At 41.9% G+C, this 16,611-nt stretch carries 13 protein-coding genes and 4 pseudogenes; 11 read left to right on the top strand and 6 right to left on the bottom strand.

What is annotated here, in order from left to right:
* Position 1 precedes the first annotated feature (1 nt).
* Positions 2–877: a phosphate ABC transporter permease PstA gene (pstA, locus tag JCM10512_RS18275; RefSeq protein WP_044165162.1), complete on the bottom strand. Its 876-nt coding sequence runs from the start codon at positions 875–877 to the stop codon at positions 2–4.
* A 1-nt stretch (position 878) separates the two neighbouring features.
* Positions 879–2,075 (bottom strand): phosphate ABC transporter permease subunit PstC, encoded by a 1,197-nt coding sequence (gene pstC / locus JCM10512_RS18270; RefSeq protein WP_044165161.1) that lies wholly within the window; start codon positions 2,073–2,075, stop codon positions 879–881.
* Positions 2,076–2,252: 177 nt separating this feature from the next.
* Here pstC and JCM10512_RS18265 point away from each other — a divergent pair, with 177 nt between their 5' ends.
* The 5 genes from JCM10512_RS18265 to JCM10512_RS21630 all read left to right on the top strand — a co-directional run bounded on the left by JCM10512_RS18265 (position 2,253) and on the right by JCM10512_RS21630 (position 6,343).
* The gene (locus tag JCM10512_RS18265) at positions 2,253–3,065 is read left to right on the top strand and encodes a PstS family phosphate ABC transporter substrate-binding protein (RefSeq protein ID WP_044165160.1); all 813 of its coding nucleotides are present in this window, start codon (positions 2,253–2,255) and stop codon (positions 3,063–3,065) included.
* Between the two features lie 49 nt (positions 3,066–3,114).
* Positions 3,115–4,851, top strand: coding sequence for a glutamine--tRNA ligase/YqeY domain fusion protein (locus tag JCM10512_RS18260; RefSeq protein WP_044165158.1), 1,737 nt, complete (start codon positions 3,115–3,117; stop codon positions 4,849–4,851).
* A gap of 51 nt (positions 4,852–4,902) precedes the next feature.
* On the top strand, positions 4,903–5,289 hold the full coding sequence (locus JCM10512_RS21640; RefSeq protein WP_052517290.1) for a hypothetical protein: 387 nt from the start codon (positions 4,903–4,905) through the stop codon (positions 5,287–5,289).
* Between the two features lie 143 nt (positions 5,290–5,432).
* Positions 5,433–6,014, top strand: a complete 582-nt coding sequence (locus tag JCM10512_RS21635) for a tetratricopeptide repeat protein (protein ID WP_052517289.1) — start codon at positions 5,433–5,435, stop codon at positions 6,012–6,014.
* The gene (locus JCM10512_RS21630) at positions 6,011–6,343 is read left to right on the top strand and encodes a hypothetical protein (RefSeq protein ID WP_052517288.1); all 333 of its coding nucleotides are present in this window, start codon (positions 6,011–6,013) and stop codon (positions 6,341–6,343) included. Before JCM10512_RS21635 ends, JCM10512_RS21630 begins: the two co-directional genes overlap by 4 nt.
* Before the next feature lie 106 nt (positions 6,344–6,449).
* Here the strand turns inward: JCM10512_RS21630 and JCM10512_RS18250 are convergent, their stop codons facing one another.
* Together JCM10512_RS18250 and tpx are read right to left on the bottom strand one after the other, a co-directional pair.
* Positions 6,450–7,334, bottom strand: a complete 885-nt coding sequence (locus tag JCM10512_RS18250) for a DUF3078 domain-containing protein (protein ID WP_044165157.1) — start codon at positions 7,332–7,334, stop codon at positions 6,450–6,452.
* A 127-nt stretch (positions 7,335–7,461) separates the two neighbouring features.
* A complete protein-coding gene (gene tpx / locus JCM10512_RS18245) occupies positions 7,462–7,962 on the bottom strand; it encodes a thiol peroxidase (protein ID WP_044165155.1) in 501 nt (166 codons plus the stop codon).
* 463 nt (positions 7,963–8,425) lie between these two features.
* Between tpx and JCM10512_RS23130 the strand changes: the two genes are divergently transcribed.
* The 5 genes and pseudogenes from JCM10512_RS23130 (at position 8,426) to JCM10512_RS18220 (ending at position 12,570) form a co-directional block, all read left to right on the top strand.
* Positions 8,426–8,908 carry a hypothetical protein gene (locus JCM10512_RS23130; RefSeq protein WP_183209510.1) on the top strand — a complete coding sequence of 161 codons (483 nt, stop codon included), beginning with the start codon at positions 8,426–8,428 and terminating at the stop codon, positions 8,906–8,908.
* A 43-nt stretch (positions 8,909–8,951) separates the two neighbouring features.
* A pseudogene (locus tag JCM10512_RS18235) lies at positions 8,952–10,736 on the top strand (GumC family protein); the annotation flags it as partial.
* A pseudogene (locus tag JCM10512_RS22165) lies at positions 10,732–10,872 on the top strand (DUF4494 family protein); the annotation flags it as partial. The pseudogenes JCM10512_RS18235 and JCM10512_RS22165, both read left to right, overlap by 5 nt.
* A gap of 5 nt (positions 10,873–10,877) precedes the next feature.
* The gene (locus JCM10512_RS18225; protein WP_044165152.1) at positions 10,878–11,546 is read left to right on the top strand and encodes a YggS family pyridoxal phosphate-dependent enzyme; all 669 of its coding nucleotides are present in this window, start codon (positions 10,878–10,880) and stop codon (positions 11,544–11,546) included.
* A 53-nt stretch (positions 11,547–11,599) separates the two neighbouring features.
* Positions 11,600–12,570: pseudogene (locus JCM10512_RS18220) on the top strand (dihydroorotate dehydrogenase-like protein).
* 395 nt (positions 12,571–12,965) lie between these two features.
* On the opposite strand, the gene JCM10512_RS18215 reads toward JCM10512_RS18220, so the two are convergent.
* Positions 12,966–14,291, bottom strand: a complete 1,326-nt coding sequence (locus JCM10512_RS18215; RefSeq protein WP_044165150.1) for a PhoH family protein — start codon at positions 14,289–14,291, stop codon at positions 12,966–12,968.
* Positions 14,292–14,427: 136 nt separating this feature from the next.
* On the opposite strand from JCM10512_RS18215, the pseudogene JCM10512_RS18210 reads away from it, so the two are divergent.
* Positions 14,428–15,829: pseudogene (locus tag JCM10512_RS18210) on the top strand (bifunctional folylpolyglutamate synthase/dihydrofolate synthase).
* Here JCM10512_RS18210 and JCM10512_RS18205 read toward each other — a convergent pair.
* Positions 15,797–16,171, bottom strand: coding sequence for a RidA family protein (locus JCM10512_RS18205; protein WP_044165149.1), 375 nt, complete (start codon positions 16,169–16,171; stop codon positions 15,797–15,799). The pseudogene JCM10512_RS18210 and the gene JCM10512_RS18205 overlap by 33 nt on opposite strands.
* Positions 16,172–16,611: the final 440 nt, after the last annotated feature.

Here is a 16,611-nt window from a genome sequence, read left to right as displayed (position 1 = left end):
TTTAGTTCATTTTTATTCTTTTCTCAAAATACTTTCTCAATGCATTAGCCAGCAGATTGACCATCAGGATGATTACAATCAAGACCAATGCTGTGCCGTAGGCTAAAGGCAATTGTGCTTCCATATCGGTACCACTGGTTGAAATAACATACAGGTGATACGGTAAGGCCATGCACTGATCCAAAGCACTCGATGGCAACTGAGGAAGGAAGTAGGCTGCGCAAGTAAATAAGATTGGCGCGGTTTCACCCGATACGCGTCCCAAAGCCAGGATCAGTCCGGTAATAATATTCGGTACTCCCATGGGCAGAATCACATGCCAAATGGTTTGTAACTTTGTTGCGCCGAGTGCCCGGCTACCTTCACGCATACTATCGGGTATTGCTTTCAACGCTTCTTCCGTTGTACGAATAACCAAAGGTACGCAAAGCAAGCCTAATGTCAAAGATCCAGCCAAAATACTATCACCGAATCCCATATAGTTGACAAACAAGGCCATACCAAACAAACCGAAAACAATGGAAGGGATACCACTCAAGTTGTTGGTCATTACCCGGATGAAACGAACCAGCTTTCCTTTGGGGGCATATTCGTTCATATATATACCACTCATCACTCCCACCGGGAAAGCGAAGATAGCACTACCAATCATCAAATAGAATGTTCCGACAATGGCCGGCCATATTCCGCCGCCTGTCATTCCGTTGGTAGGAGCAGTAGTAATGAACTCCCAACTGATAACACCTATACCTTTATATATAATGAAGCCGAGGATGGCAAATAGAATCAGCACAATACATAAACTCAACAAGCGGAATATTCCAAATGCGACTTTCTGTGAACGGTGTTTAGCTAAACGATTACTTTTAATATTCATACTATTTGCTACGTTTTACGCCTTTAGAGGATATGTACTCCACACTAAAGTTGATAATTAATGTAATAAAGAACAAGACAACACCCAACAGGAACAAAGCCTGATAGTGTGGGCCACCCGCCGGTGCTTCTCCCAACTCTGCCGCGATTGTAGCAGGAATTGTGCGAAGAGGTTCAAGAATAGAAGTCGGTATTACGGCTGCATTACCTGTCACCATCAATACTGCCATCGTCTCACCAATAGCTCGTCCGACGCCCAGAACAACTCCCGAGGTGATACCGGATATAGAATATGGAATAACCACTTTATAGATTGTCTGCCATTGCGAAGCGCCCAAGGCTAGACTCGCTTCCCGCATTGCCCGGGGACAATTCCTCATGGCATCTTCGGTGACGGTGATGATTGTCGGCAGTGCCATGATGGCTAATACGATACTTCCCGCTAGTCCGCTTTCTCCAACCGGAAGATCGAAGAGCTTTTGAATGAGCGGAACGATTACAATCAATCCGAAAAAGCCATAAACAACTGAGGGAATACCACTCAGGAGCTCAATTACAGGCTTTAACCAATTTCGCACACTGGGATTGGCAACCTCAGACATATAAATGGAAACGGAGAGCCCAAACGGTAAAGCAAAAAGAATAGCGAACAAGCTGACCCATAATGTACCCGTTATCAGCGGTAGAAAACCATATTGAGCAGACGGAGTGGCTGTTGGAAACCATTCGGCTCCTGCAAAAACATCTGCCGGAGAGATCGTCTTATCATCGATAAAGTGTACAGCATCAGGATGCACTATAAATTTCTGAGGAACGAAAGCTACAATACCCGGTGTCTGTTCGACTAATTCGGTGATTTTATCACCCGCATTTTCATAGGCAGCACCCAACTCTTCCTCTGAATAGTAATGCGTAATGTCTTCTAAACGAAAAACCCGGATAGGAACATCTTCCCCACCGAGTTCTTTCCAGTTTGTTATCTCCTCATCAAAAATTAGTTTTATCTGTTCCGGGCTTAAGGAGTGTACCTTATTACTCTTATTCAAAGCCAACACATAACCGTCTTCGATTACCTTACTCTTAAATAGGCCGAACGCCTCGGTAAATAAGAAGAGCACAATAAGCAAAATAGTAATGCTTGTTACGAAGCCGCTACATGTTAAAACCCCTTCAATAACTCTTTCAAAAACTTTTTTCATATTTACTTGATTTCTGATGCAAAGAAAGCGGGTCGCTATTAAGAGAGTGTGACTAACATTTGAAGGAAACATTTCATTTATGTTACATTTCTGTTACAACGCGTAAGTGCCTATGTTTTGAAATACAATTGTAACATCCAATTGTTTCCTTTGTGACACGAAATAAAAAAGAAAAATATGAAAGTAAGAAGTATCCTAGTCGCCTCTTTTATCTTATTCTCTCTGACTACCAACGCTCAACGGATTAAAGGCAGCGATACCGTACTACCGGTTGCCCAACAAACAGCCGAACAGTTCATCAACTTACATCCGGAAGCTCGGGTAACCGTAACCGGAGGTGGAACAGGAGTTGGTATCTCCGCAATAATGGACAATACAACCGACATTGCTATGGCGTCTCGTCCGATCAAGTTCAGCGAAAAGATGAAAATGAAGGCTGCCGGAGAGAACGTGAACGAAGTGATTGTAGCTTATGATGCGCTTGCGGTAGTTGTGCATCCCTCCAATCCGGTCAGAAAGTTAACACGCGAACAGTTGGAAGCTATCTTCCGCGGAAAGATAACCAATTGGCAACAAGTGGGAGGAGACGACCGGAAAATAGTAGTTTACTCGCGCGAAACTTCATCCGGAACATACGAGTTCTTCAAGGAAAGTGTACTTAAAAATAAAAACTATATGCCGGGAAGTCTTTCAATGCCCGCTACAGGAGCCATTATCCAATCGGTAAGCCAAACCAAGGGAGCTATTGGCTATGTAGGGTTAGCCTATGTGTCTCCCAGAATTAAAACACTTTCTGTTTCCTACGATAATAGTCATTACGCCACACCCACTGTAGAGAATGCATCAAATAAAACATATCCGATTGTCCGGCCGCTCTATTACTACTATAACGTAAAGAATAAAAAACAAGTAACTCCCCTGATAGAGTTTATTTTATCACCCCAAGGACAGGAGATTATAAAAAAGAGTGGCTATATCCCTGTAAAATAGAAAAAATATCCTACTTTTGTGGTCAAGAACAGAGTAAACACTTAGCGTTATGACAGATATTAAAGAAGAAGTAGGTGAGAAGAAAAGTCTCAATTTCATTGAACAGGCTGTAGAAAAGGATTTAAAAGAAGGTAAGAACGGAGGAAAAGTACAAACACGTTTTCCGCCGGAACCGAACGGATACCTCCACATCGGCCATGCCAAAGCTATTTGCCTTGACTTCGGGATTGCAGCTAAACACAATGGTATCTGCAACCTTCGATTCGATGACACAAATCCAACGAAAGAAGATGTAGAATATGTGGAAGCAATCAAAGAAGACATCCAATGGTTAGGATACGAATGGGGAAATGTTTTCTATGCATCCGACTACTTCCAACAACTATGGGATTTTGCTGTCAACCTGATCAAAGAAGGTAAGGCATACATTGACGAGCAAACGTCTGAGCTGATAGCCCAACAAAAGGGAACACCCACTCAGGCAGGAGTCGAAAGCCCCTATCGGAACCGCCCCATAGAGGAAAGCCTTACGCTGTTCGCAAAGATGAATACCGGAGAGATTGAAGAAGGTACTATGGTTTTGCGTGCCAAAATAGATATGGCCAGTCCCAATATGCATTTTCGCGATCCAATCATTTATCGCGTAGTCAATCATCCACATCACCGCACAGGTACTACATGGAAAGCTTATCCGATGTACGACTTTGCGCATGGACAAAGTGACTTCTTTGAAGGAGTAACTCATTCTTTGTGTACACTCGAATTTATTGCCCACCGCCCCTTGTACGACCTCTTCATCGACTGGTTGAAAGAAGGGAAAGACTTGGAAGATAATCGTCCGCGCCAGACTGAATTCAACAAACTGAACCTAAGTTATACGCTAATGAGTAAGCGCAACCTGCTTACTTTAGTCAAAGAAGGACTTGTAAACGGTTGGGATGATCCGCGTATGCCAACGATTTGTGGTTTCCGCCGTCGAGGTTATTCACCGGATTCGATTCACAAGTTTATTGATAAGATTGGTTATACAACCTACGACGCCCTCAACGACCTCGCATTGTTGGAGAGTGCTGTCCGCGAGGATCTAAATAGCCGTTCGACTCGCATATCCGCAGTTATCAATCCGGTTAAACTCATCATAACTAATTATCCGGAAGGCCAGGTGGAAGAATTGGAAGCAATTAACAACCCTGAAGATCCGAATGCAGGAAGTCATATCATTGAATTTAGCCGCGAACTATGGATTGAGCGCGAAGATTTTATGGAAGACGCTCCTAAGAAGTATTTCCGAATGACTCCGGGACAAGAAGTCCGTCTGAAGAGTGCATACATCGTGAAATGCACCGGATGCAAAAAAGATGAAGATGGAGTTATTACCGAAATCTACTGTGAATATGATCCGAATACGCGCAGCGGAATGCCTGAGGCCAACCGCAAGGTAAAAGGAACGCTTCATTGGGTTAGCAGTTCGCATTGCATCACTGCAGAAGTTCGTTTATACGATCGCCTGTGGAAAGTGGAGAATCCACGTGATGAGTTGACTGCCATTCGGGAAGCTAAGAATTGTGACGTATTAGAGGCTATGAAGGAAATCATAAACCCGGATTCTTTGAGAATCCTCTCTAACTGTTACATTGAAAAGTTTGCGGCTACACTAGTGCCGTCCTCTTATTTACAGTTCCAACGCATAGGTTATTTCAACCTGGACAAGGAATCTACACCAGACAAACTGATATTTAACCGCACTGTTGGCCTAAAGGACACATGGGGTAAAATAAACAAGTAAAATAAGATGGAGGATATTAAGTTATCCTCCATTTAAGTATTCAACACAAAAATGGATAAAGGAGCATCGTCAAACGAAAAAGAAGAGCTGGCCAATCTGATCATTAAATATGAATTGGATCAAGCAGAAGGTAAATCGACGTATTGGGATAGCGATCAGCTAGCTAATATAGCAGAATACTACACGATGGAGTCCATGTTCAATGAAGCGCAACAGGCTATTGACTACGGACTTAAACTACACCCCAAGAACACGAACCTGTTAGTAAAGCAGGGATATCTATACCTCAGTAACGAACAATTGAATTTGGCTAGAGAAGTTGTTGACTCAATCACAGAGACTTATCACGAAGATGTTCAATTTCTCGAAGCTGAAATACTATTAAATGAGGCAAACCGGATGAGGCCGAAGATATATTTAATTCGATCGAAAATATAGACGATGTCGATACGCTAATCGATATCGCAACCATCTATTTAGATACGGGCTATCCTGAGAAAACCCAACAGCTGATTGATGACAGACTAAAACAATTTGAGCAAGACAAAGAGTTTCTGATATTTATCACCAAGTTCTATCAGATGACTGATCAGGCTAAGAAAGCAGTTAAATACTACGACCGCCTGATTGATAGCGACTCTTTTAATCCTTCTTATTGGGCTGGATTGGCTAAATGCTATTTCATCATGGAGGAATTCAACAAATCGATCGAAGCCTGTAATTACGCGTTAGCCAGTGATGACAAATACGGAGAGGCTTACCTGTATCGTGGACATGACTACTATCAGCTCGGCAATGTGGATAAAGCTCTCGATGACTACAACAAAGCAATTGAATACCGCAGCCCTTCTTACGGAATGGCCTATGTGTTTCTCGGACTTATTTATAGCAACAGGCTTGATTGGGAAAAAGCTATATTTTACAATAAAAAAGCCATAGAAATTCTAGAAGAAACCATGGAAGATCAAAGCGTCTTAGTAGAAGCCTACGCCAATTTAGCAACAGTAGTCAGCGTGCAAGGTTCATACGAAGAAGCTCACTTATATTGTGAGCGAGCAAAAGAAATCCAAATAGACGAACCCTTTATTTACTTATCGGAAGCACGCATCTATTTGGATGAGAAGAAGCCAAAAGAAGCTGATCAGCATGTAAAACAGCGATGAAGTATGCGAATGATGCCGAAACGTGGCACCTTATTGCAACCTTTTGCTTCGAGTCTGAAATGTTCATAAAGGCACAGTATGCATTCGAAAAAGCATACGAATTGGCTCCTACCAAAGAATTGCTCGAACAGTTGGCTGTCGTTTCCATCATAAACAATGATATTGATACCTTCAACAAATACAATGCTGAGTCGGATTCTCCCTTGAATCTGGAACTGATGGAAGATGTATGTGCCTTACTCACCGACCAATTGGGAAAGCTACGATCGAAGAAGGACAGACAGGAAAAGAAAAACAAGAAAAAAGACAAAGGCAATAATCAAAAGTAATTTGATAATAAAAGAACACAGCCTGCTGATCGCAATATGAATCAGCAGGCTGTGTTCTTTTATTATATAAGTCGTTTTATTTTCGTCTATTCGTATGAACCGAGTTTCAGAAATTAAATTGAACGCCTACTCCCAAAATCTCTTTAAACTGCACACGCGGGCCTTTACTCCCATCTTTCTGCGCAATCTTCACATCATCATCATACAATAAGTTGGTAGTCAGGGTAGTTGAGAACCATTTATTGATGATCATGTTTACTTGAACTTCCCAATTCACATCAACGTTCAACGGTTTATGCAAATAATCCGAATACAACTCCAAACGTGAATAAGCAGTCATATTAGGTAGGAATTCATATTTAGCTTCTCCTTTCACATTAGCTCCGAAGCTTGAAAGTAAATGCTTTCCCGGATCAACCCCATAAGCCCCTTCGTCAGAAAGGCGATCGTTCAAAACAAAAGTCCCTCTCCATGAAGCGGGCGAAAGAACAACCGTAAAGATCTTCCCCGGATCATAGGTAAATCCCAAACCGGTGGTAAGATAGGCCGGAGCCATAAACTCCGAAATAGCGATGTCTTTATTGACTTTATAATCGTATCCGGAAGAGAACTGAGTCTGGAATGTAGCGAATGCACTGGCATACCAGCTCTTTGCTATAGAATAACCATAGTTTGTATGAAGATAGATCTTATCATTAGCTTTTCGTACGCCATCTTCTCCAGTCTTATTCAAACCATAAGCTAATTCCATGCGATTGCTCCACAGATGCTTTCCCTTTTTATAATTAGCCTGATAGGCACCTTGCAAATCAAATGCAACCGAATTATCACCTCCGGCAGCCCAGTTCGTGAGACTGACCTGTGTCATTTTCAAACCGGCGAACCCTTCTTTCTTCCAATAAGAAGAATCACTCTTTTCGACTGTTTGAGCTAGAAGAACTCCGCCGCTAGCAAACAACGAGCAGACAAGTAAAAGTTGTTTTTTATTCATAGAGTTTAGATTTTAATCATAAAAAGAGCCTAATTAAGCACACACTCATAATGATATGATCAAAAGAACGTTTCTTAATTAGGCTCAATTATTTAGTTTACAATTTATACCAAATAGAACAAGAATGTTATTTCAAAGAAGCCAGAGCTTTATCATAATCCGGTTCTTGAGTGATTTCAGGAACCAATTCGGTGTAAGCAACCTTACCATCTTTTCCTACCACAACAACAGCTCTCGCCAATAATCCTGCCAACGGGCCATCTTGCATTAAAAGGCCGTAGTTTTCATCGAAATCCGAGAAGCGGAAATCAGATAGTGGAACAACATTTTCGATACCTTCTGTTGTACAAAAACGTCCATGAGCAAAAGGAAGATCTTTGGAAATAGCCAAAACAACTGTATCTTGCAAGCTTGCAGCTAGCTTATTGAATTTGCGTACAGAAGTAGCACAAACACTTGTATCGAGGCTAGGGAAAATATTTAAGATTACATTTTTACCGTTCAAGTCTTTCAATGAAAGTGAAGATAAATCACTCTTAACCAATTTAAAATCAGGTGCGATTTCACCTGCCTGTATAAACTCACCAATTAGTTTTACGGGTTGACCTTTGAAATTTGTAGTTGCCATAATGCATTTAATTTTTTAATATTACTTTTCTTTAGAACAACTGAGCTCCAAAATATGTTCATCACAAACCTTTTCCTTCTATATTTTGTTATTCCCCGATATGGAACTCAGCTTTATTTATATATACGATCTTATCTGAAAGAAAAACTTTAGACATTTACCTGCCAAAAAAGAACGTATAAACAGCCGAGAGTTGTCTTGCACAACGATTCTATATCAATATACGCTAACCGATTACAAGCGATATCTAAAAGCGAAACAAGAGTTCAAGGTTAGTTTGGAGTATTGATTTAAAAAATAATTATTGTTTATTTGGCAAGAAAGGATTTTTATTTCTATTTTTGTAGCCTGTAAGAAGTCTACTTTAAGTAAGAAAAAGGGATTATTAGAAGGGGTATTATTACAATATTAGAATCTCATGGGGCAAATATTACGATTGAATAAGGCTTTAAAAGTGATAGTTATGTCGAGAGGTTTAATGATTCTAAACGTTATCTTGATCATTCAGTATAGCGTTTTTAGAGAACAATTCCAGGGAAGTACTTTAATTCATCAGCTTCCGGCGGTATTGGTTTTATTAAATCTTTATTATCACATTTGCAACCTCCAGCCTGGCATCATTCTCCCGGAACGAGTGGTTCGTACTGAACATATTCGATGGAGAGTGGTTCGTGATATCCTTATTTTTTCAATTTTATCCATCTGTGTACGGGTCTTTTTCAGCTTTGAAAGCTTATCTCCCCACATCATCCTTTCATTTACAGCCTGTTTAGTCGGCTTTCGCCTATTCATTTGCAACCCAGTGAAGCAACGGGAGCAAGAAAAGAATATGCGTAGAGTAGCATTTGTGGGAAGCAACCAGAGTAAGGATATAGAGGATATGGATTCAGAAAACGGGAAAGAATACAAGATACACATCTGTACCCTAGCTGCTTTCAAGAGATAAACAAGTAACTTATTAAACATTAAAAAAATAATTCTAAGAAACAATGAGAGAGAATTCAGAAGATATGCGCGATGATAAGGACGAGAAAATAGATATCCAGGAGTTATTCTTCAGATATGCTATCCATTGGCCATGGTTTGTAGCATCTATACTAATATGTCTTATTGGAGCTAAACTATATTTGCATTTTGTGACTCCGACTTATAATGTATCTGCTTCTATCATTATCAAAGATGAGAAAAAAGGTGGTGCTACCGGTGCAACAGCTGCCGGTCTGGAGAATCTGGGATTAGGCGGCATGATAGGCGCGTCTCAAAACATTGACAATGAGATAGAAGTGCTATCTTCCAAAACAATCATTAAAGAGGTTGTCAATAGCTTGGAACTATACATCACCTACACGGATGAAGACGAGTTTCCTCCAAAAGAGCTTTACAACGCGTCTCCTGTAGTTGTTAACCTAACTCCGCAAGAGGCTGACGGATTACCTGCTCCTGCCATTATCGATATGAAGTTATCTCCGGAAGGCGGTTTAACGATAAACATGAAAATAGATGAGGAAGAGTACAATAAGCATTTCGACAAACTACCCGCAGTGTTGCCGACCGATTTCGGAACGCTAGGTTTCTCGCTGAGAGATTCTACCCGCAACAATGAAAAGAGGAAGGATGAGATACAACATATCGAAGCGGTGATCAACCAACCCTTCAAGGTTGCCAAGAACTATCGCACTGCCTTGACCATCGAACCGACTTCGAAGACAACATCTGTAGCAGTTGTTTCGCTGATAAACTCCAACCAAAAGCGCGGTCAGGACTTTATCAACAAGCTATTGGATATGTATAACCGCAATACTAATAATGACAAAAATGAAGTTGCGGAAAAAACAAAAGAGTTTATCAATGCCCGTATCGAGATTATCGACAAAGAACTTGGAAATACGGAGGAAAAGCTAGAAACATTCAAACGTAATGCCGGACTGACTGATATTAGCAGCGATGCTCAGCTGGCCGTTACCGGAAATGCGGAGTACGAAAAGAAACAAGTTGAGAACGGTACACAAATTAATTTAGTACGCGACTTAGCTAAATATATCAATGACGCTTCCAATCAGCACGAAGTATTGCCTAGCAATATCGGATTGGCCGATGTAGGCCTGTCTACACAAATAGACCGCTACAACGAAGTCATAATTGAGCGCAAACGTTTATTACGTACTTCTACCGAGAGCAATCCCGCCATTGTCAACCTGGACACAAGTATCCGGGCAATGAGAGCAAACGTGCAAACCACGATTAACGCAACATTGCAAGGCTTATTGATTACCAAATCAGATCTCGACCGGGAAGCTAATCGTTTTTCTCGTCGGATCAGTAATGCACCGGGACAGGAAAGACAGTACGTTAGTATTGCCCGCCAACAAGAAATTAAAGCCGGTCTATACCTCATGTTACTCCAGAAACGTGAAGAGAATGCAATCACGCTGGCAGCAACGGCTAATAATGCCAAGATCATCGACGACGCTGTTGCCGATGAGAATCCGGTATCTCCCAAAGGCAAAATGATTTATCTGATCGCCTTAGTATTGGGAATAGGTATACCCGTAGGCGCAATCTATCTGATCGGAATAACTAAGTTTAAGATAGAAGGCCGGGCAGATGTAGAAAAGCTAACCTCTCTACCCATCGTGGGCGACATCCCATTGACCGAGGACAAGGAAGGGAACAATGGCTCTATTGCCGTTTTTGAGAACCAGAACAACCTGATGAGCGAGACGTTCCGTAACATCCGTACCAACATCCAATTCATGCTGCAAAACGACAAGAAAGAAACTGGATGAAGGAATGAAAGGAACAATGGCCGACTATCAAATCGGTTCTGTAGCCGAGACTGCAATCATGGACGTATTTCCATATAGCTCCGGTCCGAATGACAAGCCAGAGTTTGATCCTAATAAAGCATAATCAAAATGAGTGTTGCTGACAATTTAAAGCAAGTGCTAGCCGAGCTTCCCAAAGGAGTTCGGTTGGTTGCTGTCTCAAAATACCACCCCAATGAGGCGATCGAAGAAGCATATCAAACGGGACAGCGTATTTTTGGAGAAAGCAAAGTGCAGGAAATGACAGCGAAATACGAAAGTTTACCTAAAGATATCGAGTGGCATTTTATAGGACACTTGCAAAGTAACAAAATCAAATACATGGCTCCATACGTCTCAATGATACATGGAATTGACACGTATAAACTATTAGCCGAAGTAAATAAACAGGCTGTAAAAGCGGGACGTGTAATTGATTGTTTATTGCAAATATATATTGCCCGGGAAGAAACGAAATTCGGCTTTACGCCGGCGGAATGCCGGGAGATGCTTGCAGACGAAGCATGGAAAGGACTAACCCATGTACGCATTTGTGGCCTGATGGGGATGGCCAGTAACACTAACAATATTGAACAAGTCAAGCAGGAATTTTGTTTTTTAAGTGAATACTTCGAGGAAGTAAAGTCAACCTGGTTCTCTGATTCCACTACTTTCTGTGAATTATCCATGGGAATGTCTCATGATTATCATGAAGCCATTGCCGAAGGAAGCACATTAATTAGAGTAGGAAGCAAAATATTTGGAGAAAGAATTTATTAAAAATAAGTGAATGTGCCAGCCACATTATTCACAATTTAAACACCAGTTATAATATGGCCGACTTAAAAACCACTTTTGCAGGGCTTTCACTTAGAAACCCCATTATTATCAGTAGTTCGGGACTAACCAATAGTTCCGGCAAGAATAAGAAACTGGCGGAAGCCGGTGCAGGTGCTATTGTGCTCAAATCATTATTTGAAGAACAAATTTTGATGGAAGCCGAGCAACTAAAAGATCCGATCTACCCCGAGGGTAGTGACTACCTCAAAGAATACATTCGAGAACACAAACTATCCGAATACCTAACGCTCATTCAAGAGAGTAAAAGCTCGTGTTCAATTCCCATCATAGCAAGTATCAACTGCTATACGAATACCGAATGGGCACATTTCAGCAAACAAATAGAAGCAGCGGGGGCGGATGCGTTAGAAATTAATGTACTGGCTCTTCAGTCAGAAATACAATATACGCCTGGCTCTTTCGAACAACGTCATGTCGATATCTTGCGCCAAGTCAAGAAACACATCCAGATCCCGGTTATTTTCAAATTGGGGGACAATTTCACCAATCCCGTAGCTCTCATCAATCAGCTATACGCCAATGGTGCGGCGGCTGTGGTATTGTTCAACCGTTTCTATCAACCGGATATCAATATTGAGAAAATAGAGCAAACATCGGGCAATATATTCAGCAAGCCATCCGACTTGACCATCCCACTGCGATGGATCGGAATAGCTTCTTCCCGAGTAGATAAAATAGATTATGCAGCATCTGGTGGGGTAGCTAACCCCGAATCAGTTGTAAAAGCGATCTTAGCCGGAGCATCGGCAGTAGAAGTCTGTAGTGCTGTTTATCAAAATACGAATCTTTTTATTGGCGAGGCGCTGCGCTTTGTGAGCGCGTGGATGGACCGAAAAGGATTTGAAGGAATATCTCAGTTTAAAGGAAGCTGAACGCCAAAGATGTCAAAGGCATTAACACGTTCGAGCGTACGCAATTCCTGAAGTACTTCGAGAGAGAATAAATACTAGTAAAAGGAACAGGAGGATGCTTTCAAAAGTATTCTCCTGTTTTCGTTTACCCCACTCTATCACTAGGAACTCTGTCTATACATCAAGCCATACTAACCCATTATCACGACAGTTCCGTCAGCATGTCACAACTGTTTTACCCGTTGGCAAGAGAGTGCCACATAATGCCAAGCACTGGCACAGTTGTGCCAAAGCGTTGGCACTGTTGTGACAATAGCATGGCACAGGCTGACACTTCGATTCTTTTACTGATTTTAAAAAGTGGATTAATAGTGTGAGAAGAGAAGGAAAGAGAGAAGAAGAGCGTATTTAGAAAGCATGGGAGCAGCACTCGGCAAAGAAAAAGGGAGCCTTTTCAGACTCCCTCAATATGTACATATATTGGCTCTTACAACAGGTTACTGGCCAATTCACTCAGTTCACTGCGCTCACCCTTCAACAGATTAATATGCGCAAAGATGTTCTGGTCCTTCATGCGATCGATCATGTAAACCAATCCGTTTGACTGACTATCCAGATAAGGCTGGTCAATCTGTTGGATATCACCCGTAAATACCACCTTCGTGCCTTCTCCCGCACGCGTAATGATAGTTTTGATTTCATGCGGAGTCAAATTTTGAGCTTCATCTATAATGCAATACATTTCGCTCAAGCTACGTCCCCGGATAAAAGCCAAAGCCTCAATCACTAATTGTTCGCCTTTCAGCATCTCTTCGATACGTTTGGCTTCGGTGGAGTTAGGAGCAAACTGCCGCTTGATCACATTTAAGTTATCAAACAAAGGTTGCATATACGGAGCCACTTTTTCTTTCGCGTCGCCGGGTAAGAAACCGATATCCTTATTGGACAATGCAACGATCGGCCGGGCCAGCAATACTTGCTTGTAATCGTTCAAACTATTCAGAGCAGCAGCCAACGCTAAAAGGGTCTTACCTGTTCCGGCTTTTCCCGTTAAAGCAACCAGCTTCACATTCGGATCATTCAAGATTTCGAAAGCAAAGCTTTGCTCGGCATTACGTGGCTCAATTCCGTAATTACGTCCTTTTGTCACGCGGCATATGGCATGATTGAAGGGATTATAACGGGCCAACACTGTATTCCGGTCGCTCTGTAACACAAAGCATTCGTTGGGGTGCAACAAATCTTTGAACTCAAACTCGCTAATATCAAGACCTTCCCGAGAGGAGTAAATACGATCGATCAAGGCAGGGTCAACATGATCGAATACCTCATTCGATTTATCAAAAATATCAATGTTCACCACCTTATCGGTAATGTAATCCTCACTTAGAATACCAACCGAACGGGCTTTCATCCGTAAGTTTACATCCTTGGTCACCAAAACAGTCTTTGTATCCGGATCCTTTTTACCCAAATATTCGGCGACTGCCAAGATCTGATGGTCCGGCTTCCGGGCAGGAAAAGAGGTATGTACCTTGGGAGCATCAATCTCTCCGGTTACAATAAACAGACGTCCCAGCCCCTCGCCTAACTCCGCTCCTTTGGAAAAAAGGTCGTCGTCGGTCAGCAAGTCCAGTTCACGCACAAACTCACGTGCGTTGAAGTTGATCTGTTCATTACCTTTTTTGAATTTATCCAGTTCCTCCAACACTACGATCGGAAGATAGATGTCGTTTTCCTCAAAATTCTTCAAGCAGTCGTAGTCGTGAAGAATAACATTGGTATCAATCACAAAATTTTTCTTAGTTCCCATTCTTACTTAGATTTAAATGATGATATTTGCATTTACATACGATTAATCGGTCGTTTACGACTATTCGATCAACGCTTTGAAAGATAAACAAATTAACGGGCAATAAAGATCGACTGTTAGTTAAATAATACAAAACATGGATTATACGAACACTTTAAAGTACTTATTCGACAGTGCGCCTATGTTCCAGCAGATAGGGGGGAAAGCTTATAAGCCGGGATTGGGAACCACGCATTCATTAGATAAACATTTTGGACATCCGCATCGGAAATATAAAACAATACATATTGCCGGAACCAATGGAAAAGGATCTTGTTCACATACCATTGCCGCAGTACTGCAAGCAGCCGGCTATCGGGTTGGATTATATACCTCGCCACATTTAGTCGATTTCCGCGAACGGGTCCGGGTAAACGGTGAAGTTATGCCTGAGTCCTACGTCATTCGGTTTGTGGAGGAGCATCGCCCTTTCTTTGAACCACTCCACCCCTCCTTCTTTGAACTAACCACCAGCATGGCCTTCTGTTATTTTGCCGAACAAAAGGTAGATGTGGCCGTCGTAGAGGTAGGTCTGGGAGGACGATTGGATTGTACCAACATCATTCAACCCGACTTATGCGTTATCACCAACATCAGCTTAGACCATACGCAATATCTGGGAGATACGCTACCCAAAATAGCCAAGGAGAAAGCAGGTATTATCAAGGAGAATATACCGGTAATAATAGGTAATGCAAGTGGTAGTGTAAAGCAAGTATTCACAAAGAAAGCTCATGCCGTAGGTGCGCCGCTGCTTTATGCCGAACAAGCGATGAAGGGATATCAGGCAACCCATGTATCTGTTCAAGATCTACGTGACTGTCTTTCAAGCTCTCAGCCGAAAACCGCGCAAGAGGTGGAAGACCTACAACAGCTAATTGCAAAAGATAAAGACTTGTTGCGGTATACATGCGCTCCGAAGCTATCCGAAGCAATTTATGGCGAGCTCACCGGCGACTGTCAATACGAGAACGGACGGACCATTTTATGTGCACTCCGCACGTTGCAAGAGGTCGGCTATACAATCCCAGCCGGAGCAATCCGCAAAGGTTTTGGGTATGTATGCGAACTAACAGCTCATGGGACGTTGGCAAAAACTGCAAACCAATCCGACCGTGATTTGTGATACCGGACACAATGTAGCCGGCATCCGGTACATCGTCCAACAACTGACGGCTGCAATGCAGAACGGAACCGGCAAACTGCATATTGTTTTTGGTATGGTGAACGACAAAGACATTCACAGTGTCCTCCATCTGTTGCCGAAAGAGGCTATCTATTACTTTACCCGGGCAAGTGTGAAGCGTGCTTTACCTGAGAAGGAGTTAATGGAGTTGGCAACCGAGGTCGGTTTGCATGGAAGTTCCTACCCTACTGTTGTGGAGGCGGTGAAGGATGCGCAAACAAAAAGCCTCCCGGAAGACTTCATCTTCGTAGGAGGCAGTAGTTTTATTGTGGCCGACTTGTTAACGAACCGCGATGCACTCAATTTCCACTAAAGCATCTTTGGGCAATCCCTTAACGGCAACAGCCGAACGAGCGGGGAAGTCGCCTTCAAAGAAAGTGGTATAAACGCCATTCATCCCGGCAAATAAAGACATATCTGCAAGGAAGACGGTTGTTTTCACAATGTTCTTCATTGACAACCCGGCTTCCTCAAGGATATGCTTTACATTTTCCAATGACTGACGGCTTTGTTCTTCAATCGTTTCAGCCATAGTGCCTGTTACAGCGTTAATGGGTAACTGACCGGATACAAAAATCATTCCATTGGCTTCAATAGCCTGACTGTATGGTCCAATAGCTCCAGGTGCTTTCTCGCTGCAAATTACTTTCTTCATAATCTTCCTGTTTATTTATATGTTTATTATTTATAGTGCCAAAGATAAATAAAAAAACGCCCCCAAAGCGTAGTGCACCTCAAAAGTTCGATATATTTAAGGATATACGTATTGCTTATCATATCTCGAAAAATCCCAATCCACAAATAGCTAAGCAAAATTTCTTCGAGATTAAATCTAAATCGCCACATATGCGGGTGTTCACCTACCTCTCCTAAACATCTATTGAGGAAAGTCGGATAAAAGTCATCAATGTAAGGAGATATTCAATCGAAATAAAAGCAAGCTACTGGCTTAAAATAAGTTAAATAAGCTATATTCCCTCGAAATAAAAAAGAATAGGGTGCAGTATTCGGCAAGCCTCTGCATTTATTAAGCAAAGGTTAGAAATCAAACCTAAACACTCATATTATATCTAAACCTAAACTTAACAAAGAGGG

Source organism: Bacteroides reticulotermitis JCM 10512 (assembly GCF_000517545.1).
Classification (GTDB): Bacteria; Bacteroidota; Bacteroidia; order Bacteroidales; family Bacteroidaceae; genus Bacteroides; species Bacteroides reticulotermitis.
This window is presented reverse-complemented; position numbering and strand designations above follow the sequence as displayed.